The organism is Pseudarthrobacter sp. C4D7 (assembly GCF_013359725.1).
Classification (GTDB): domain Bacteria; phylum Actinomycetota; class Actinomycetes; order Actinomycetales; family Micrococcaceae; genus Arthrobacter.
On sequence record NZ_JABFMW010000007.1, the window covers coordinates 21,143 to 40,410 of the forward strand.

The 19,268-nt window shown below is 66.9% G+C and carries 18 protein-coding genes and 1 pseudogene; 10 read left to right on the forward strand and 9 right to left on the reverse strand.

Translation table 11 applies throughout. From position 1 onward, the window contains the following. Positions 1-11 precede the first annotated feature (11 nt). Positions 12-434 (forward strand): Hsp20/alpha crystallin family protein, encoded by a 423-nt coding sequence (locus HNO81_RS07220; protein WP_175317452.1) that lies wholly within the window; start codon positions 12-14, stop codon positions 432-434. Positions 435-504: 70 nt separating this feature from the next. Here the strand turns inward: HNO81_RS07220 and ppsA are convergent, their stop codons facing one another. The 4 genes and pseudogenes from ppsA to HNO81_RS07240 form a co-directional block, all read right to left on the reverse strand. Next, positions 505-2,943, reverse strand: a complete 2,439-nt coding sequence (ppsA, locus tag HNO81_RS07225) for a phosphoenolpyruvate synthase (RefSeq protein WP_175317453.1) — start codon at positions 2,941-2,943, stop codon at positions 505-507. 61 nt (positions 2,944-3,004) lie between these two features. Then, a pseudogene (locus tag HNO81_RS07230) lies at positions 3,005-5,560 on the reverse strand (cation-translocating P-type ATPase). Beyond that, positions 5,557-6,018, reverse strand: a complete 462-nt coding sequence (locus HNO81_RS07235; protein WP_175317454.1) for a universal stress protein — start codon at positions 6,016-6,018, stop codon at positions 5,557-5,559. The pseudogene HNO81_RS07230 and the gene HNO81_RS07235 overlap by 4 nt, the downstream one beginning before the upstream one ends. A gap of 93 nt (positions 6,019-6,111) precedes the next feature. Continuing rightward, positions 6,112-8,088 (reverse strand): heavy metal translocating P-type ATPase, encoded by a 1,977-nt coding sequence (locus HNO81_RS07240; RefSeq protein WP_175317455.1) that lies wholly within the window; start codon positions 8,086-8,088, stop codon positions 6,112-6,114. 162 nt (positions 8,089-8,250) lie between these two features. On the opposite strand from HNO81_RS07240, the gene HNO81_RS07245 reads away from it, so the two are divergent. From HNO81_RS07245 to HNO81_RS07260, 3 genes are all read left to right on the forward strand, one after another. Next, on the forward strand, positions 8,251-8,643 hold the full coding sequence (locus HNO81_RS07245; RefSeq protein WP_254703356.1) for a DUF5655 domain-containing protein: 393 nt from the start codon (positions 8,251-8,253) through the stop codon (positions 8,641-8,643). A gap of 65 nt (positions 8,644-8,708) precedes the next feature. Next, positions 8,709-9,911, forward strand: a complete 1,203-nt coding sequence (locus HNO81_RS20395) for a DUF4386 family protein (protein ID WP_371818188.1) — start codon at positions 8,709-8,711, stop codon at positions 9,909-9,911. Between the two features lie 143 nt (positions 9,912-10,054). Beyond that, complete coding sequence (locus HNO81_RS07260) at positions 10,055-10,324, forward strand: DUF1508 domain-containing protein (protein WP_175317457.1); 270 nt, start codon at positions 10,055-10,057, stop codon at positions 10,322-10,324. Between the two features lie 134 nt (positions 10,325-10,458). On the opposite strand, the gene HNO81_RS07265 is transcribed toward HNO81_RS07260, so the two are convergent. Beyond that, entirely contained in the window at positions 10,459-11,916 is a 1,458-nt protein-coding gene (locus HNO81_RS07265) for a DUF5129 domain-containing protein (protein ID WP_175317458.1), read from the reverse strand. Between the two features lie 103 nt (positions 11,917-12,019). Here HNO81_RS07265 and HNO81_RS07270 point away from each other — a divergent pair, with 103 nt between their 5' ends. From HNO81_RS07270 to HNO81_RS07295, 6 genes are all read left to right on the forward strand, one after another. Continuing rightward, a complete protein-coding gene (locus tag HNO81_RS07270) occupies positions 12,020-12,871 on the forward strand; it encodes a universal stress protein (protein ID WP_371818189.1) in 852 nt (283 codons plus the stop codon). Positions 12,872-12,909: 38 nt separating this feature from the next. Beyond that, the gene (locus HNO81_RS07275) at positions 12,910-13,434 is read left to right on the forward strand and encodes a hypothetical protein (protein WP_175317459.1); all 525 of its coding nucleotides are present in this window, start codon (positions 12,910-12,912) and stop codon (positions 13,432-13,434) included. Beyond that, on the forward strand, positions 13,431-13,625 hold the full coding sequence (locus HNO81_RS07280; protein WP_175317460.1) for a hypothetical protein: 195 nt from the start codon (positions 13,431-13,433) through the stop codon (positions 13,623-13,625). Before HNO81_RS07275 ends, HNO81_RS07280 begins: the two co-directional genes overlap by 4 nt. Before the next feature lie 52 nt (positions 13,626-13,677). Continuing rightward, on the forward strand, positions 13,678-14,544 hold the full coding sequence (locus HNO81_RS07285) for a restriction endonuclease (protein ID WP_175317461.1): 867 nt from the start codon (positions 13,678-13,680) through the stop codon (positions 14,542-14,544). Positions 14,545-14,568: 24 nt separating this feature from the next. Continuing rightward, positions 14,569-15,516 (forward strand): alpha/beta fold hydrolase, encoded by a 948-nt coding sequence (locus HNO81_RS07290; RefSeq protein ID WP_175317462.1) that lies wholly within the window; start codon positions 14,569-14,571, stop codon positions 15,514-15,516. Between the two features lie 64 nt (positions 15,517-15,580). Then, positions 15,581-16,135, forward strand: coding sequence for a DUF3090 domain-containing protein (locus tag HNO81_RS07295; RefSeq protein ID WP_175317463.1), 555 nt, complete (start codon positions 15,581-15,583; stop codon positions 16,133-16,135). A gap of 24 nt (positions 16,136-16,159) precedes the next feature. On the opposite strand, the gene HNO81_RS07300 is transcribed toward HNO81_RS07295, so the two are convergent. The 4 genes from HNO81_RS07300 to HNO81_RS07315 all read right to left on the reverse strand — a co-directional run bounded on the left by HNO81_RS07300 (position 16,160) and on the right by HNO81_RS07315 (position 19,261). Further along, positions 16,160-16,705, reverse strand: coding sequence for a hypothetical protein (locus HNO81_RS07300; RefSeq protein WP_175317464.1), 546 nt, complete (start codon positions 16,703-16,705; stop codon positions 16,160-16,162). A 32-nt stretch (positions 16,706-16,737) separates the two neighbouring features. After that, entirely contained in the window at positions 16,738-17,487 is a 750-nt protein-coding gene (locus HNO81_RS07305) for a PspA/IM30 family protein (RefSeq protein WP_175317465.1), read from the reverse strand. An 87-nt stretch (positions 17,488-17,574) separates the two neighbouring features. Then, positions 17,575-18,387, reverse strand: coding sequence for an IclR family transcriptional regulator (locus tag HNO81_RS07310; protein WP_175317466.1), 813 nt, complete (start codon positions 18,385-18,387; stop codon positions 17,575-17,577). Between the two features lie 40 nt (positions 18,388-18,427). After that, positions 18,428-19,261 carry an NAD(P)-dependent oxidoreductase gene (locus HNO81_RS07315; RefSeq protein ID WP_175317467.1) on the reverse strand — a complete coding sequence of 278 codons (834 nt, stop codon included), beginning with the start codon at positions 19,259-19,261 and terminating at the stop codon, positions 18,428-18,430. Positions 19,262-19,268: the final 7 nt, after the last annotated feature.

Genomic DNA, 19,268 nt, shown 5'->3' on the forward strand with positions numbered 1-19,268 from the left:
AGGAGATAAGAATGAGTGACCTGATGAAATGGTTCGAGAGCCGCCGTTCCCCCATGGATGTCATCGAACGGCTTTTCGAAGGCGACATGGGATCTTCGGCCATCCGGGTTGAAGAGATGATGGACGGCAACACGCTCGTGGTGCGCGCTGAACTGCCCGGCATCGATCCGGAGAAGGACGTCGACGTGACGGTGGCCGACGGCGTGCTCTCCATTAAGGCCGAACGCGAGGAGAAAAAGGAGCACAAGGACAAGGACAGTTACCGGTCGGAGTTCCGGTACGGGTCGTTTGTCCGGCGGATTCCCCTTCCCAACGGGGTCCAGCAAAGCGACGTCACCGCCTCCTACAAGGACGGTCTCCTGGAGGTCCGGGCGCCAATGCCGGACCAGGGACAGGAAACCGCGGCGTCGAAGATCCCCATCAGCAGGGGCTGAGGACAGCCAAGGGTACGACGCCGGTGCCTGGCTCCCTGGAGGAAGAATTCCGCCGGGGTGCCAGGCATTTTCAGGTGGCGGGGCTGCCGGCGTCCTGGCCCTTGGCGGTGGCCGCCTCCGCCGCCGCGATCACGGGCAGCGTCCTGACGTACGTATCAGGGTTCAGGGACACCGAATCGATCCCCTGGCTGACCAGGAACTCCGCCAGGTCCGGATGGTTGCTGGGCCCCTGCCCGCAGATGCCGATCTTAATGCCGGCAGCGTGGGCCTTGCTGATTGCCTGCGAAATCATGGCCATCACCGCCGGGTCCCGCTCATCGAACAAGCCCGCGAGTTCCTCGGAGTCCCGGTCAACGCCAAGCACCAGCTGGGTGAGGTCGTTGGAGCCGATGGAGAAGCCGTCAAAGCGCGTGGCGAACTCCCCGGCCAGGACCACGTTGGCGGGGATCTCGCACATCATGTACACCTGCAGTCCCGCCGCACCGCGAACCAGCCCGTGCTCCGCCATGACCTGGATGACCTGGTCCGCCTCCCGCACCGTACGGCAGAAAGGAACCATCACAATGACGTTGCCGAACCCTGCCTGTTCCCGTACGCGTTTGAGTGCCGCACATTCCAGGGCGAACCCTTCCCGGTAACGGCTGCTGTAGTAGCGCGAGGCCCCGCGGAAGCCCAGCATGGGGTTTTCCTCCTGCCGTTCGAAAGCACTGCCACCAACCAGGTGGCTGTATTCGTCGCTCTTGAAGTCGCTCAGCCGGACGATCACCGGCCTGGGATAAAACGGAGCGGCGATCTTGGCGATCCCCGTGGCGAGCACGTCGATAAAGTATTCCTTCGGGTCCGCGTAGCCGCTGGTGAGCTGCCGGATCAGGGCCGCCTCCGCCGGGTCCGTCACCAGCTCCGGATGGACCAGTGCCATGGGGTGGACGCGGACCAGGTTGTTGATGATGAACTCCATCCGGGCCAGGCCCACGCCGGCCGCGGGCAGCCGCCACCATTTGAAGGCGGCCGCCGGGCTGGCGATGTTGATCATCACGGCCGTCCGGGTGGCCGGAAGTGCCGTCATGTCCACTTCCTCGACGGAGAAGTCCAGCAGGCCCTGATAGACGCGGCCCTCCTCCCCTTCAGCACAGGACAGGGTGACCTGGACGCCGTCGGAAAGCACGTCGGTGGCGTTGCGGGTCCCGACGACGGCGGGCACCCCCAATTCCCGGCTGACGATCGCAGCGTGGCTGGTGGGGCCGCCATGATCGGTGATGATGCCCGCCGCCCGCTTCATCACGGGCACCCAGTCCGGATCGGTCATCCGCGTCACCAACACTGAACCATCAACGAAGGACTCGATGTCCTTGGCATCCCGGACCACGCATGCCGTACCGCGGGCGATGGAGTCCCCAATGGCGGCGCCGGTCACCAGGACCTGCCCCGGCCGGGCCAGGTGGTAAGTCCTGAAGGTGGATGTGCTGCGCCGCGCCTGGACGGTTTCGGGCCGGGCCTGGACCATGAAAAGTTCTCCGGTGACGCCGTCCCTGGCCCACTCCATGTCCATCGGCCGCCCGTAATGGTCCTCCACCGCCACTGCCCACCGGGCCAGCTGCACCACTTCCGGATCAGCCAGCACCAGGGAGCTCCGTTCCCGCTCCGTGGTGTCGACGGTCCGGGTCCGGGCGTCCCCGCCCTGGCTGTAGACCATCTTGCGTTCCTTTGCGCCCACTTCCCGCTCAATCACCGGGCTGAAGCGCTGGTCCGCCAGAAGCGGCTTGAACACCTGGTACTTGTCCGGGTTGATGGTTCCCTGGACCACGGTCTCCCCCAGCCCCCAGGCAGCACTGATGACCACCACGCCGGGGAAACCTGATTCGGTGTCGATGGAGAACATCACCCCGGAGGCACCGAGGTCCGAACGGACCATCCGCTGCACCCCCACGGACAGGGCAACGTCCAGGTGGTCATAGCCTTTCACTTCGCGGTAGCTGATGGCCCGGTCCGTGAACAGCGACGCATAGCAGCGGCGGCATGCCTCCAGGACGCCGCGTTCTCCTGCCACATTCAGGAACGTTTCCTGCTGGCCGGCGAAGCTGGCGTCCGGAAGATCTTCGGCGGTGGCGCTGCTGCGGACAGCGACGGCGGCCTGCGGCTGTCCGGCGCGCCGGCACAGGTCCCGGTAGTGCTCCTGGATCCCGTCCGCGATGTCTGCGGGGAACGTGGCCTGCAGGAACAACTCGCGGATCGCCGCTCCGGCCTGGCGAAGGGTGGAGCGCCCGGTGCGCTGGTCCTCGAGGTGTTGACGGATCCGGGGTTCCAGGTTGTTGGCGGCCAGGAAGGCCCGGTAGGCGGAAGCGGTGGTGGCAAAGCCCTCAGGAACCCTGACGCCGGCGGACGCCAGTGCGCGGCTGAGCTCCCCGAGGGAGGCGTTCTTCCCGCCTACGGAGGCGATGTCCGCGATCCCGGTCTCCTCGATCCATATGACGTTCGTGGCAGTAGCGGCGGATTCTGCGGCGGCACTCATGGCTCGATTCTTGCCCGGCGCTGTTGGGGCAGTCAGAGTCTTTGGTCCCGGCGCCCGGCGCCTAGGTGCGGCGCAGGTTCCCCCGGACGGATTTGTGGATCCAGTCCGCAAGCAGGACCGCCGGGGCTGCGAGGAGGGCGAGGAGAAGCCCTTCCGGGGGCGGCGGGGACTGCCCCAGCAGCGCGGCAAGGGACGGCAGGTAAAGGCACGCCGCCAGGATGGCCGCCTCTGCCAGCACGGCCCACACCAGGAGCCGGTTCGTTCCCCAGCCCAGTTTCCACGGGGGCACCGTTGCGCTCCGGCAGGCGAACGCGTTGGCCAGCTGTCCCAGGACGACTGCGGTGAAGGCGGCCCCGGAGGCGGCCATCAGCAGGGCCGTGTGTGGGTCCTGCCCCCGGGTCCAGCCGCCACCGGCCAGCACAGCGGAGAACACCGCCATTTCGACGGCCGCTTCAACCGGGCCCAGGATGCAGAACACCCTGATGATCAGGCGCCGGTCCATCAGGTGCCTGCGTTCGGGCGGACGGGAAAGCACCCGTTTCCCCGGCGGCTCGGCACCCAGGGCGAGTGCCGGCAGCAGGTCGGTACCGATGTCCAGGGCAAGGATCTGGAGGACCCCGAGGGCCAGCGGAAAGTGGCCGCCGGAGAGCGCCCAGATCACGAAGGGGGTCAGTTCGGCCACGTTGTCCGTGAGGTGGTAGGTGAGGAACCGGTGGATGTTGGCGTAGGTTGCCCTGCCTTGTTCGATGGCGGCCACTATGGTGCCGAAGTGGTCATCGAGGAGAACCAGGTCCGCGGCCTCGCGCGCCACGTCAGTTCCGCCCAGGCCCATGGCCACGCCGATGTCCGCTTCGCGCAGGGCGGGGCCGTCGTTGACGCCGTCGCCGGTCATGGCCACCACGTGCCCGCGGGACTGCAGGGCCTTGGCGACGCGAAGCTTTTGCTCGGGTGAGACCCTGCTGACCACCACGCCGTCCCGGTCAAGGAGGGCTCCGAGCAGCTGTTCGTCTTCCGGCAGGTCAGCGCCTTCCAGCACGTATTCCGGCGTTCCCGTCAGGCCAATCTGCCGGGCGATCGCGGCGGCGGTGGCCGGATGGTCGCCGGTGATCATGGCCACCCTCAACCCCGCTGTCCGCGCGGTGCGGATGACGTCTCCGACGTCGGGCCGGGGCGGGTCCTGCAGCCCGATCAGGCCCAGGAACTCCAGGCCGGTTTCGAGCCCGGATGCAGGGGCACTCTGCCAGGTACCGGGGGTTTCGCCCAGCCGCCGCCGGGCCACGGCAATGACGCGCAGGCCGCGTCCTGCCATCACTTCCACCTGGTCCGTGACCTCTCCCGGCACCGGTCCGCACACGGGAAGGACGGTTTCTGGGGCTCCCTTGCAGAAGAGGTCCGGGCCAACGATGGCAGACTCCCTGCGCCGTTCCGGGTCGAAGGGCAGCCGCCGGGACGGCGCGGGACCGGAGAGCGTTCACGTTAGCCTGCGGGCCAGGACGTCCATGGCGGCTTCCATCGGGTCGCCCTGGGCACGCCATTGCCCGTCGTGCAGTTCGGCACGGCCTTGGGACGCCGAGCGGGCGGCGAGCGCCGCCTGTGCTGCCTTTTCCACGCCGCGGCCCTCGATGTGCGCCTCCGGGGCGTAGCCTTCGCCTGTCACATAGATCGTGCCGTCCGGCGTGAAGACTTCGACGGCGTTCATCCGGTTCTGCGTCAGGGTTCCGGTCTTGTCGGTGCAGATGAAGGTGGTTGAGCCGAGGGTTTCCACGGCCTCCAGATTGCGGACCAGTCCGTTGCGTGCGGCCATGCGTTGGGCGCCCATGGCCAGGGACAGCGTGACGGTGGGCAGGAGTCCTTCCGGTACCAGTGCCACGGCCACGCCGATGGAGAACAGGAATGAATCGCGCCATTGGAAGCCCACCAGCAGGGAGGCCAGGAAGAAGACGGCAGCGATGCCAAGGGCCATGCCCGCCGTGACGCGGACAATGCGCCGCAGTTCCAGGGACAGCGGCGTGGGGGGCGGAACCGCTCCGCTGGTGAGGGCTGCGATCCCGGCCAGCCTGGTCCCGGCGCCGGTTGCGGAGACTGCCGCCTCCGCATAGCCGTTGACCAGGAAGGTGCCGCCCCAGGCCTGGGTCCCCGGGTCTTTCAGGACCGGCTCGCTTTCGCCGGTCAGCATTGATTCGTCCACCGCACAGGCCGAGGCCGTCAGGAGCCGCACGTCCGCCGGTACGCGGTCGCCGGCGGCGAGGAGCACCACGTCCCCCACCACCAACGCGCTCGCGTGGACCTTGCATATCCTTCCGTCCCGCTTCACCACCACGTCGGCGGGCAGCAGGCTGCGCAGCTTCGCGGCGGCGTGCTGGGCGCGTTCCTGCTGGATATGGGCGAACACCCCGTTGACAAGGACGACGACGATGATCGCCACGGCGAGCTGCGGCATGTCTGCGATGAAGGCCAACCCGGCGGCGCACCACAGCATGAGGGCGAAGAAGTGCGTCATCTCCCCCCAGAGCTTCCGCAACTGGGAAACGGGTTTCTCCGTGGGTAGCTGGTTGGGGCCCGCCTCCTTCAGGAGCTGCGCAGCCTGTTCAGAGCTCAGGCCCTCCGCGGCCCTCACACAGCGTCCGCCTCCTGCCCTACCAGGAGCACCGGACAATGCGAATGGGCGGCGCAGGCCTTGCTGACGGACCCCATGGCCGTTTTCAGCCGCCCGCCTTCACCGTGGCGTCCAACCACCAGCATCTGCGCCCGCCGGCTCTCTTCGACCAGCACCTTCGCCGGCGGACCGAATTTGATGGTGACGCTGATGTTTTCGGGCCGTTCCCCGGAGAAGGCCCGGCCGAGGGCGTCTTCAACCAGCCGCCCTGCAGCATCCTCCAGCCTGGCGGTGAATTGCCGGTCCGCCCCCTCCAGGCGGGACATCACCAGGTAGTCCGGCATTCCCACGCAGGAGATGACTTCAAGGTGCGTGCCCAGCCGGGCCGCCAACGTGCCCGCGTAGCGGAGAGCTGCGGAGGAGTATTCGGATCCGTCCACGCCCACGATGACGGGCTTGGCCCCTGTTTCTGCGTTCATGGACACCACGATCCCGGCTGTGCAGTAGGGCGGGAAGGGCCAAAGGTCACGCGGGCCCGGCGCGTGCCGGCCGGATCAGCTGGAGGGTCAGGTTCAGCTGATGCCGGCCGGTCCACGCCGGACAGCCGGCTGCCGGTCCGCTTTGTCTTTCCGTTCCCCGCTGTGCAGTGCCCTCAGGCCGTTCAGGATGGTGGCCAGGTCCACCAGCTCCTGCAGGAGCGCGCCGGCGACAGCCGGGATGTAGCCCGTCATGGCGATGGCCATCAGTACCAGGCTGAGTCCTATTCCTGTCCGGATACTCACCAGGGCCACCGCTACCGTTCGCTTTCCAATGGCCACGGCCTGCGCAACTTTGGAGACGTCGTCGAGCATGACCACGACGTCGGCGGACTCGCTTGCCGCAGTGGCACCCTTGGCGCCCATGGCGATTCCCACGTCCGCCGCGGCAAGGACGGGAGCATCGTTGACACCGTCACCCACCATCAGGACGGGCCGTTCAAGGATGCCGGCAACGGTGTTGACCTTGTCCTCCGGAAGGCATTCGGCCTGCACGTGGCCGATTCCCGCTTCCTCGGCGATGTGCGCGGCCGTAGCGTGGGCGTCACCGGTAAGCAGCATGGTGTTCCGTACGCCCAGGATCTTCAGGCGGGCCAGGGTATCCACGGCATTGCCGCGCAGCGGATCCTTCATGATCAGCGCTCCGGCATACTGGCCATCCACCGCCACGTGGACTGCCAGCTGGCCGCTGTGGACGGCAGCCTCCCGGAACCCGGTGGCCGTGCTTCGGACCAGTCCCGCTTTGCCCACCACCACGGTCTGGCCGTCACAGACGGCTTCCACGCCGTGGGTGGCATTTTCCGTGGCGTGCTGCACGGTCAGGAGTCCAAGGCCGGCAGCCTTGGCGGCTTCAATCACCGATCCCGCCAGCACATGCGAGGAGTATTGCTCGGCGGAGGCGGCCAGCTGCAGGATCCGCCGGCTGCCCAGGTTTTCGCCATAGCCGGGTGCCACCTGGATTCCGTCCAGCACAGGGCGCCCGGAAGTGAGTGTGCCGGTCTTGTCGAACACGGCGGTTTGTGCCTTTGCCAGCTGTTCCAGCGTCCGGGTGTTCTTGATGATGATGCCCTTGTGGGCTGCCTGGCTGGTACCGGCCAGGAAGGCCACCGGGGCGGCGATGAGGAGCGGGCACGGCGTGGCCACCACCAGGACCTGGGCGAAGCGGAGCGGCTCGCCGGACAGGAACCAGGCTGTCCCGGCCATGGCCAGGGCCAGGATGGTGAAGGGAACGGCGTAGCGGTCGGCGAGGCGGACCACCGGAGCCCGGCTGTTGGATGCTTCCTCCACCAAGGCGATGATCCGGCTGTACTGGGAATCGGCCGCTGTGGCTGATGCCCGCATGCGGATGGCCGCCGTGCCGTTCACTGCGCCGCTCAGCAGCGTTTGTCCCCTGGTGCGTTCGACCGGGAGGCTTTCTCCAGTAAGCGACGATTCATCCAGGGTGGCTGAATCTGACAGGAGTTCGCCGTCAACCGGGACAAGCTCCGAAGGCCGGACCACCAGGACATCTCCCGGAGATACCTCGCCGATCGGGGTGTCCTCGAGGACAGCACCGGTACCTTCACGGTGGGCGAAGCGCGGAGCCCGGTCCAGCAGGGACCGGAGTTCGCGGGCGGCACGCCCCTGGGCAAAGTTTTCCAGCGCTTCGCCGCCCGTAAGCATCAGGATGACCACCAGGGCGGCGAGGTACTCTCCCACCACCACAGTGCTGGCGATCGCCATCAGGGCCAGGAGGTCGATCCCCCAGCGTCCTTGGCGCAACGATCTGACCATACCGGCCGCACGTACCGCCACGACGATGGCCGCGTAGGCTGACGCCAGCAAGCGGACCTGGAGTTCCAGGTTCAGCTGCAGCAGCACCAGGGTGGCCAGCAGCACCAGGAAGGTCAGGGCAACGATGGGATACCGGCTGAGGAAACCCCGGACTTTCTGCAGCGGCGAACCGGCGGCCTCCCCGGCGTCAATGCTGCCCGGGCCGCCGGCAGCCGAAGGAGGGGCAGCCTGCTTCCTCATCCGGGACACTTCGACAAAGGACGGCAACGGTCAGAGCGCATGCAGCCGAACCTACCCTGATGCCGCCGCCGGGGGTAGGGCATTTGGCCCCGCCCATCCAGGGGTGACCTTTGGCACTGCCGTGGGCAGCTGCAACGGGACAGAGTTGACAGCCACCCTCGAATGAACCCAGACCCGGAGCGTGCCATGAATTCCGCGCCGTGGACAGTGGAACGGTACTTTGCTGGCGCACCCAATGCCTTGGAGCTTTACCGGACGGTGGAACGGATGGCAGCCGGGGTGGGTCCGCATGAAACCAGGGTCAGTAAAAGCCAGATCTCCTTCCCCCGGCACCGCGGGTACGCCTACTGCTGGCGGCCGGATCTGTACGTGAAATCCACGGTTCCGCTGGTGCTGTCCCTCGCCCTGCCCAGGAATCTGGGCTCTCCGCGCTTCAAGCAGATTGTCCACCCCGCTGCCGGGATTTGGATGCATCACCTCGAGCTCGCAGACGGCACCCAGCTCGACTCCGAAGTCCTGGGCTGGATGCGGGAGGCGTATGACTCCGCCGGCTGAGGAAGGCAGTGATTTAGAGTCCTGTGACCCTGTCCCGCTGCTGTCCGGCTGGGAAGGCTGATGCCATGACTGAAAACGGCCAGCAGCCGCAGAAGATCCACATCACCGAACAACCCGTTGCCGTGGTCCGCGAACGCGTTCCCATGGACGCACTGACCAGCTTCTTCGGCCGGGCGTTCGGTGCCGTGATGGCAGCGGTCCAGATGCAGGGCGCCAGCCCCGCAGGACCTCCGTTCGCGCTGTACCACGGCACGCCGGGCGAAACGGTGGACGTCGAGGCAGGGTTCCCGGTTGCCGGTGATTTCCACAGCACCGGCGAGGTGGCCAGCAGCACGCTTCCCGACACAGATGCCTTCGAAGCCATCCATACGACACCCTGGGCGCCACCTACGATGCCATTCGGAAGAGCATTGAAGCCGATGGCGCCTCCCCTGCCGAGGCCATGTGGGAGTACTACCTCACGGATCCGGAACAGCAGCCGGATCCAGCCACCTGGCAGACCAGGGTGGTCTGGCCGGTCGCCTGAGGCCGGGACCATGCGGGTTAGGCAGGGCTGGGGGCCGCTCTACCTCGTGGCGGGAGCGTCGTCCATCCTGTTTGTCTTTCTGCTGATCACTGCCCTGGTACTCGACTTCATGGCTCCCCCGCCCGTTCATGGCGGAACAGCCACCCTCAAGTTCATAGCGTTGAACAAGGCCGGCTACGTGGCCGAGCAGATCCTGTGGATCCTGCCGAACATCCTGCCGGTGCTTGTTTTTACAGCGCTGTTCGTCGCACTCGTGGGTCACGGGAAGAGCCTGCCGCTGATAGCTCTGGTCTTCGGTGCGCTGCCGTGGGCGTTGCTGCTCGCCGTCCCGGTCAGCAGCCGGGGGTCCCTCACCCTTGTCTACCTCAGCGACCGCTATGCAGCAGCCGCCACGGATGAGGAACGCAGCACGTACGCCACCGCCGCGGAAGCCATCATCGCCGAGAACAACACCCCAGCGATCGCCGGTGTCCTCTCCGCCCTGGGGATCCTCCTGATGGGCCTGGCCATGCTCAGCGCTGGCGGGGCGGCTCTCCCCCGGCACCTGGGATGGCTGGGCTGCGCCACCGGATCCGTAGGAGTGGCCAGCGAGATCCTTCGGTACGCGGCTCCCGATGTCTACTGGGGTTACGGCGTTCTGCTGTGGGTATGGTTCATCGCCACGGGAATTGCCTTGATCCGTTTGTCGCGCGCAGCCGCGCTGCCTCCCCCGCCGGATCCGATCCGGGACCTTGGGCCCTAAAGCCGGGCAGGAGCCTCTGGGAAGGTGGGTTAGGTCGGAAGGCGCACCACGACGAGGTGGTGCGTCCTGGTTGTGCCGTGCCGGAACCCGGCAGGGCATCCAGCCTCTCCAGGAGGCAGGACGATTTGAGGAGAACAAGGCTTATGGCAGGTACGTTCGAACTGTTTGTCGACGATGATGCACAGATTCGTTTCCGGCTTGTGATGCCCGACGGCCACGTGCTGGCGGTGTCCGGACAGTTCACGGACAAGCATGCGGCAGCCGCCGCCATCGAGGAGGTCCGTGAATGCGCAGGCACCGGCCTGATCCAGGACGTCGCAACCCCGCCACCAAACCGCCGCCCTGCTCCACCGCACCCGCGTTATGCAGTCCGTGGCGGGACCCGCAGGCTCAACGCCCTGGGGGCAGCGTAGCCCGGGTGGGGCCGCCGTTCACTACAAGGCCGACGGCGGAACCCACCGTCCCGGCACACTGATCCCGACGAGTGGGGCGCGTCCAAGAGCGGGCCCCACTTTTTGTGTTCCCAGGAGGGTGGGTGCCCTCTGCCCTAGAATCCTGAGGAGCTGCCGGAACCGGAAAAGCTGCCACCGCTGCTGCCGTATCCTGTGGTGCTGCCTCCGCCCCGGGCGGAATTGACGCTGGTAACCGCAGTATTGAAGCCGGTGTTGAACGTGGCCACGGAAAAGAATGTGTAGGAGGGGTACACCGTGCCCAGGATGCTCGGTTCATAGGTCCGCTGCCTGCGGTGGTCCGTGCCGCCTTCCGCCGTCTCCATTCGCTCACGCATCATCCGGGCCTCACGGTCGTTGCGGGCGAATCCCTGGATGACCGTCTCGGCATGGTTCTCCAGCAGTTCCGAGAGCTTCGAACGCGCCGCGTAGAGCCGGTCCAGGGCCTCTTCCGCGGTGATCCGCCGGTCGGCAAGCTCAGCGGTCCAGCGTTCGATCTCCTGCTGGTTTTGGTCGCGGAAGAACCGGAGCGCCGCGGCCGTTGCCGAGTCCCCCTGCCCGTGGCGTTTGGCCAGGAGCTGCTCCAGCCCGGCCAGGTCCTTGCGGAAGGGGGCCAGCTGGCGGTCCCAGGCCGTGGGCCAGGTTTCGGCACGGTTCAGCAGCGCGTTGCTGTCCGCAATGACGTCATCCAGGGCATCCAGCTCGGCCGCGGTGTCGGCAAACTTCCGGGCAAGCTTGAGGTTCTTCCTGCTGGCCAGGCCTCGTTTGTCCAGTGCGTGCACCTGGTTGGACAGCTCTGTCGCAAGGGCATACCTGCTGAGGAAGGTGCGGTGTTTCGCCAGCACCTGGCTGCCGTAGCGCGACGATTCAGGGATGGTGCCGGCATTGAGTTCCGTCACCTCCAGGTCCATGCTGACGCTGGAGTAACTACGGTCTCCGCGTTCAATCTGCTTCCGGCAACCTGTCCTGGTCACTGCCCGGACAACCAGCCATGCCGCTGCACCCAAGGCAGCAATCCCCGCAGTCACCCATGCGGTAACCAGGAAAGCCGCGGACTGGTACCAGGGCTGGTTGATGAGCTCTGCGCCGCGGCGGATGCCGGCCAGGGTGCCCTCCGTCCACTGGGCGTCGCGGAACAGGTCCTTTGCGGCGTCCTGAATGGCGCTGCGCTGCTCAAGCGATACCTTCCGGTCCTCGCCCATATACGTCCCAACATGCCGGCCCACGGGATCGAGCGCGAAGATAAAAAGACCGTCGGCCCATTTTTGCCCGTCCGGACTGATCCACTCCGGATGCCTGGACCGTGCGAACTTCAGGACCTCTTCGTTGAGGTTGTCCTCCGCTGCGCCGTTGTACGTATAGACGGCCACGCGGGTGGGCTCATGGAACTGGATCCCTTCCACCGCGGGTACCAGGGTGTTCCGGTCCAGCACCCCTGCCGTGTCCTCCACAATGACCGCTGCCGGTGCCACAGCGGCGCCCGGGGCCGCTGCCCCCACCAGCAACGCAGCAAGAGCAAACAGTGCTGCGGTCATCCGGCGCACCATGCTGCCCATATCCCTCCCCAATGCTTAAAATCAGCATGAAACCATTAGGCGGCACGGCCAAAGGGCCGAAGGTCCCGCCGGCGAACTTCGTGGTGGTCAGGAGCGCAGAGACGTGGTGCACGATTCCGGGTCCATTGTTGTTGGTTTTGACGGATCGGAGGAAGCGGCTGCTGCCGTCCGCTGGGCGGCGCGCCATGCTCACAGCGCCGGCGCCTCCCTTCATGTGGTCCACGCGTCGATGTGGCCGCTGCTGACCCGGCACCTTGGCCCCATTCCTGGCGTTTCAGGCAGTGGCCTGGAACAGTCCGCCAAATCCATTCTTGAGGAGGGTGTAGCGCTGGCCGCCGCGGAGGTACCTGGGCTTGGGATCACGAGCACGCTCCTTCATGGCCTCCCTGCGCAGTTGCTGGCCGGGATTGCCGACCGGGAACGGATGCTGGTTGTGGGCAGCCGCGGGCTGGGTGGTTTCCTGGGCCTCCTGGTGGGCTCGGTGAGCCTTGAACTGGCAGCCACCGCCACCTGCCCCGTTGCCGTGATCCGGCAGGAACACCACCCGGACGGACCAGTGGTGGTGGCTGTTGATTCCACTGGTTCCCCGGCCGCGCTCGATGATGCATGCGCACTGGCAGCAGCATGGGGTGCACCCCTCAAGGTGGTCCATGTCCGGCATCAGCCCGCCGGGTATCGGCTTCCGGACGGACAGGACGCTGATGCGGACGCACGGAGCATCCTGGGCTCGGCCCTGGAGCGGGCAGCGGCCGCGGCGCCCACTGTCCGTGTTGACGGTTCAGTGCTCACGGACAGCTCGGTCCCGCACGCCATCCTTGAGGCCGGCGGGGAAGCCCGGATGGTTGTGGTGGGCTCCCAGGGCCACGGCATCCTCAGGGAAACCATGGGTTCCACCGCGCACGCGGTTCTGCACCACGCGCGTGGACCGGTCCTCATTTCACGGCACGGGGCCTGATGCTGCTGACGCCCGTCCCCGCGGCCTAAGCTGGTGCGATGACCCCAGCTCCCACCCCCGGCACCCTGGACGTCGTGGTCCACTCCGGACCGGCGGAGTGGTGGGTGATCCTGGCCGGACTGGGACCCCTGGCGGTCCTCGTCGCCGCACTGCTGGCCTTTTACATCAACTGGCGTACCCTCAAGCAGCGCACCGCTGCTGACAAGACAGCACTGGACCAGAAGCGCGAGGCTGACGCCAACGCCCTGCAGCAGAAGACCGCGGCGGACAGCCGGGCAGAGTGGTGGCGCCGCACCCAGTGGGCGCTGGACCGGGCGCTCGACCCTGATGAGGGAACCAAGGCGCTGGGGCTGGCCACGCTGGAAGTACTGGCCAGGAGCGAACTGGCACGCACTGAGGAGCTCGAACTGTTCGACATTGCCTGGAAGAGCGTGTCCGGCGATGAGAACGGCTACGAGACCGACCCGGGCTCCGGTCAGGAGGCCGACGTCGTGGACGGCCGCCGCAACTTAGGCGAGAATGGATTAACGGATGAAGACAGCACCCAGGAGGTTGGACCATGAGCGCAACGTCGCCTGAGCACCGGTTTGTCCACACTCCACGGAACAGCGCTGCACAGCCTGCCAAGAAGAAAGCCACCCCGGCCGAGCACCGCGTCCAGGTTGCTGCCGCCCGGTTGCGCGTCACGCTGGATGAACGCCTGGGGCGCGAGACACCCGCAAAAACCAAGGCGCTCGCCAAGGAACCGATCTAACCGCTTTGCCTGAACGGGATGACCGACGGCGCGTGGCGGGTTTCGGTGGACAATGGCGGCTGTAATTCTTGGCTGCGACGCCACGGCGCTGCGTCGCTGGAACTACCGCGCCGCCGTCGAACAGGTGGCACGGACCGGAACCTTCCTGGACCGCTGGCAAACGTTCCTTCGCCCTGATGTCTGCCCCGGGACCGAGGCCTGGCTTTTCCTGTCCGGCAGCACCGATGCCGCCAGCGGCCTGATCGGTCACGGGTTTGTGGCCTCCGGGCCTTTCCAAGGCGCGGATCCGGATCCCGGCTCCACTGACTGGTTCTTCGCACTGACGCTGGATGGACTGCTGCCGCCCGGCGAACAAATCCGTCCCGGCACCCTGGGCGGAACCCTTTCCGGTGATCTGCTGGCCAAGGTGACGGGGCCGGCCCTGGTGCCCCTCCCGCCGTCGTCCGGGCCTGGCCTGCGCCGGCTGTGGGACGCCCATGGGCCCTCCACCGCGGGTCCCGGCGAGGTATTGGGCGGCACCTTCCCGCCGGATGCCGTCAGCACCGTCCACGTGAACCGGTACGAACGCGATCCCGACGCGCGCCGGGCCTGCCTGGCGTTCCATGGCACATCGTGCGCCTCCTGCGGGTTCTCGTTCGAGGCCGCCTACGGCGGGGCGGGTTCCGGCGTCATGGGCGTCCACCATCTGACTCCCCCGGCATTGCTTGACGACAGCTACCAGCTGGACCCTATTGCCGACCTCATCCCGCTCTGCCACAACTGCCACGCCGTGGCGCACACCACCAGTCCGCCTTTGACCATTACTGAGCTTCGCCGCATCAGCTCCGCGGCAGGCCACTTGAACGGCGAGGTGGTCCAGGACCTGGCGCTCCGGGCGCAGGAAGATGCACAGCGGATCCTCGATGGCGGCCAGATGTAGGCGTTCCTGGACTATCTTTGGACCATGGCGGAGCCGGGCCGGAAAGAATACGGGGTTGACCCCGAGGAGTTCGGCTCTGCGCGGGTGGACGCGGCCGCGCTGCTGGATGCCGGACTGGGCGACGTCGACTGGTCGGTTCCGCCCCCGGGCGCCGTACGGTTCGGCATTGATGTTCCCAGCGGGACGCTGGCCGCCATGGCGTTGGGCAATCCGGCTGATCCGGGCGTCGTGCTGGTGCCCGGCGCAACAGGGTCGAAAGAGGATTTCTCGCTCATGATGCCGGATCTCGCCGAGGCCGGCTACTACGCCCTGACCTACGATTTGGCGGGCCAGTACCAGTCCGCCGGTGCCGGCCCGGAGAATCTGGTACCGCCCAGGCGGCACTACGACTACCAGCTGTTCGTGGATGATTTCCTGGCGGCCCTGGAATCCACAACCACTCCGGCCCACGTTGTGGCCTACTCTTTTGCCGGCATCATTGCCCAGATGGCCTACGTTCAGCGGCCGCAACTGTTCCGGTCCATCACGTTGCTGGGCTGCCCGCCGGAACCCGGCCAAAGCTTCCGTGGCGTAAGCCGGATTGGCCGGTTCAGCACGTGGGTGAACGGGCGTGCGGGGGCAGCTTTGCTGATCTGGGGAATCCGGAGCGGCAGGGTGGCGCATGTTCCGCCGGGCCGGCAGCGGTTCGTCAACTACCGCTTCCGTTTCACCCGCCGGGCCTCCGTCAGGGATATCTACACCCTGATGCAGAACGTTCCCGACCTCCGGGCCGCCCTGGCGGATGCGCCGCTTCCCAAGTTCGTGGCAGTGGGTGAACACGACCTCTGGCCGCTCCGCCTGCACCGGCTATTCGCCCAGGCCATCGGGGCCAGGCTGGGGGTCTACCGGGGCGGCCACAGCCCGTGCGAGACATCTCCGCATGAGTTCAGCCGCGATCTCCTTGTTCTCTACGCCAAGGACCGGGACACGTAAAAGGTTCATGTGCTCCGCGGCAGGGCAGCCCCACCGCCACCCCGATGTCGCCTAAAATACTGACATGCCTACACTTGTCCACGAGTTTGCCTGGCCTGACCGGGTGGTCATCGGTACCATCGGCGCTCCGGGGGCGCGCACGTTCTACCTGCAGGTACGCGCAGGCGCGCAGCTTGTGAGTATTGCCCTGGAGAAGCAGCAGTCGTCCCTGCTCGCCGAAAAAATCGACGAGATCCTGGACCAGCTCATCACCATCGAGGGCAATCCCTTCAGCGTTCCCACCAGCACTCCCATCGAGTTGGTGGACAACGATCCGCTTGAGTCGGTCCAGGAACAGTTCCGCACCGGTGCCATGGGCCTTGGGTGGGATCCCGCGACGGCCCAGGTGGTCATAGAGGCCTACCCCATCGGCGATTCCGACACCGATCCGGAAGACGAAGGGTTTTCCGGGGACGGCGCGGAGGCGCCGGAGATGCTGCTGGTGCGGATGCCCGTGGGCACCGCCCGGGCCTTCACCAAACGCACTCGTGAAGTGGTGGGCGCCGGCCGCCCCCTGTGCCCGCTCTGCGGGTACCCCATGGACCCCGACGGGCACGTCTGCACTCCCCCCGGTCTGTGATGCCGCACCTCCGGCAGCCACAGGTTACGGGGACGGCGATCCCACGGCGCGCCTGATTCTGCGCAGGGAGTCCGGACCGGCTGCGATCTCAATGGTGCCGTGGTCCGAGTCCAGGGCAAGGATCAGGAAGTCCAGGGGTACGTCCTGGTGATTGTCGTGGCGGTTGGCCTTCCGCACCGGGATGTCCAGGGCCGCCAGCCCGCCGAATGCCCTGCTCCGGCCGCCGGGAGTGAGCGCGTCGTCCACGATCGGCTGGAAGTCAATCCGTTGGGGGCCGGGGCCGGCGATTCCCATTTGCCAGTTGCCGTTGAGCGAGCCCGGCGGCGCATCGGCCAGCCGCAGGAAGATCACCAGGGTGCCGTGCTGATCAAGCTTCACTGCGGCAGTGGGGAAACGCTTTGTCATGAAGAACACCGCGCCACCGATCATCAGCCCGTAGAACACGGAGTTTGCAATGGCGTCTTCGGCACTTCCTCCGGCCATCAGGCCGGCCGCCAGGATCACGGCGAAGGCAACTGCGCCTATCAGGGCGGCCCGGAGCGCGGGATGCATCCCGCCCCACTTCCTCATGGCGCCATCCTAGGGGCAGAGCGGACCCGCAGCTACGGCTCCAGGCGTCCGCCGTGGGAGCCGGTGCCCTTGCGGTCGAAGGCTTTGAGTGCCGCAAGCCGTGCTTCCACTTCCGTCTGTTCGCCAAGGTCTTCCAGCGAGGCGAACTGCGCCTCCAGCGAGGACGCGGCCAGCTCCTGCTGCCCGCGCACGGTTGCTTCCGCTCGGCGGACCTCTTCCTCGTAGCGGCCGACGGCGGAGGTTGGGTCTCCGTTACCCAGGGCTTGGAGGGCGTCGTTGACCTGGGACTGGGTTGCCACGATGCGGGCGCGGCCCACCAGTTCGTTGCGTTTTGCGGTCAGTTCCGCGAGCTTGCCCCGCATCACCTCCAGGCCGTTCTTCAGCTGACCGACAACCTGGTTCTGTGCTGCCAGGGCCGGGGCCTGGGAGCGGGCCGTCGATTCCGAGTCCAGCTGCCGGGCTATGGCGAGCCGGGCCAGGGCGTCGAACTTCCCGGCGTCCACAGCATTGCCGGCGGCGCGGAACTCGTCTGCCTTGCGTGAGGCTGCCGCGGCCTTGTTGCCCCATGCGGCCGCGTCGTTCAGCGCCCGGTTGTAGTCATCTTCGGCCATCCGGAGGTTGCCGATGGTCTGCGCGGCGGCGGCCTCGGCTTCGCGGATGTTCCCGGAGTAGTCCCGGATCATCTGGTCCAGCATTTTCTGCGGGTCCTCGGTGGAGTCCAGGCGGGCGTTCAGGTTTGCTTTTGCGAGCTGGGCAACACGGGCGAAAATACTCTGCTTCACGGCATCTTTCTGTCGTCGGTGGGATTCGCATCCTACCGGAACCGCGCGTGCGCCCACCGGCGCGGCCGGAAGCTCCGGCCGCCTCCCTTAGCGGATCCCGGCCGCGCGCAGCGTCCGCGCCAGTTCAGCCGCCGCGGACTGCAGGGTAGCCACCGTTTTCGTGAGGGTTTCCGCTGTGGCCAGCTCCACAGGAATGGAACAGCTCATCGCATCGGTTCCCGGAATCCGGTACGGCACCACCACACTGACACAGCAGAGGCCCACCGTGTTCTGTTCCCATTCCACGGCGTAGCCGGTTTTGCGGAACTCCGCGAGCTCGGCCTGCAGCGCATCAAAATCGGCCACGGTATTGGGCGTCAGGCTGGAATACGGTCCAGGGCCCAGCCGCTGCAGCACCTCCCCGTCCGTGTATTCGGACAGGATGGCCTTGCCCAGCGCCGTCACCTGCGCCGGCAGTTTCCGGCCAACACGCGAAGAGAGCCTCCGCCGGTCCACCGCCTGGCGCGTGGCGAGGTAGATGACGTCGGAGCGGTCCAGGCGCGCGAAGTGCGTTGTGAACGTGGTCGTGTTGCGGACCTTCTCCAGGATCCCGGTGACGTGCTCCATCACCGGGTCCCGGTCCAGATAGGCTGTTCCGCACAGCAATGCGTGGGTACCGATCCTGTAGGCGCCCTCCGGGGTCTGCTCAATCCAGTTGAGTTCCGCCAGCGTCAACAGCAGCCAGTGCAGGCTGGAGCGCGGGTACCCGGTGAGCTTGAAAATTTCCGTCGCGGTCAGCGGCTGGGGAGCAGCGGCCACAAGTTCCAGGATCGCTATGGTCCGTTCCGCGGACTTGACCAGCTTGACCTCGCCGCCCGGAGCTTCCACAGGGGTGCCGGCCTGCACGTCAGTCGATGTCATTACTGCTCCCCCTGTCGCCACAACCGCCACCTGCTGCCCGTCACTTCGCCCCCAGGTGCGGATAGTTGTCCATTCCCACCCTATGGCCTGGCGCGGTCCAGGCACCGCCCAGCAGCCCTGCGTGTGCGTTCTCAACCCCGGTGTCCACCCCGGCAGCGTACGCTTCAGCATCGTCCTGGGGCTCGAAGCCAATGGCCCGCCCGGCCTCCAGGTTGGCCCAGCCGCGGGTATTCGCTGACACGGCCCACACCACATGGTGGCCGGGCGCCCCCGCGTCGCTCAGCGTCGCCTGGACCAGGCGGAATGAGTCCGCCGGCGACAGCCAGGAGCCGAGGGTCCTGGAGTTTTCCGGCCGTTCACCGCCGGTCCCGATCCGGGCGCTGACCACCTTCATGCCGTACTTGTCGGCATAGAGGCTGCCCAGCGCCTCCATCGCCGCCTTGCTCACCCCGTAATAGGTGTCCGGGCGCGGCGCCAGCACGCGGGCAGACGACGCGGCGTGCGTGGGGTGGAACCCCACGGCGTGCGTCGAGCTGGCCAGCAGGACACGCCCGACGCCGTTGCGACGGGCCGCTTCCAGGGTCACCTGGGTGCCGGTGATGTTGGTGGACACCAGTTCCGCCCAGGTCTTTTCCCGGTGGAGGCCGCCGAGGTGGATCACCGCGTCGGCGCCGGCGAGGGCGTGGTCCATGAACTCGCTGTCAGTGACCGATCCGACGTATACGGCTTCGCTGGTGTCCAGCCGGCCGGGCGCCACCAGGTCCAGCAATCGAACGGCGTATCCGGCTTCCGCGAGGTACGGCCGGAGCAGCGTTGCCATCATGCCGGCACCCCCGGTGACGGCAACGGTGACGGGCTTGGATGCTGCGGACACGTTTCCT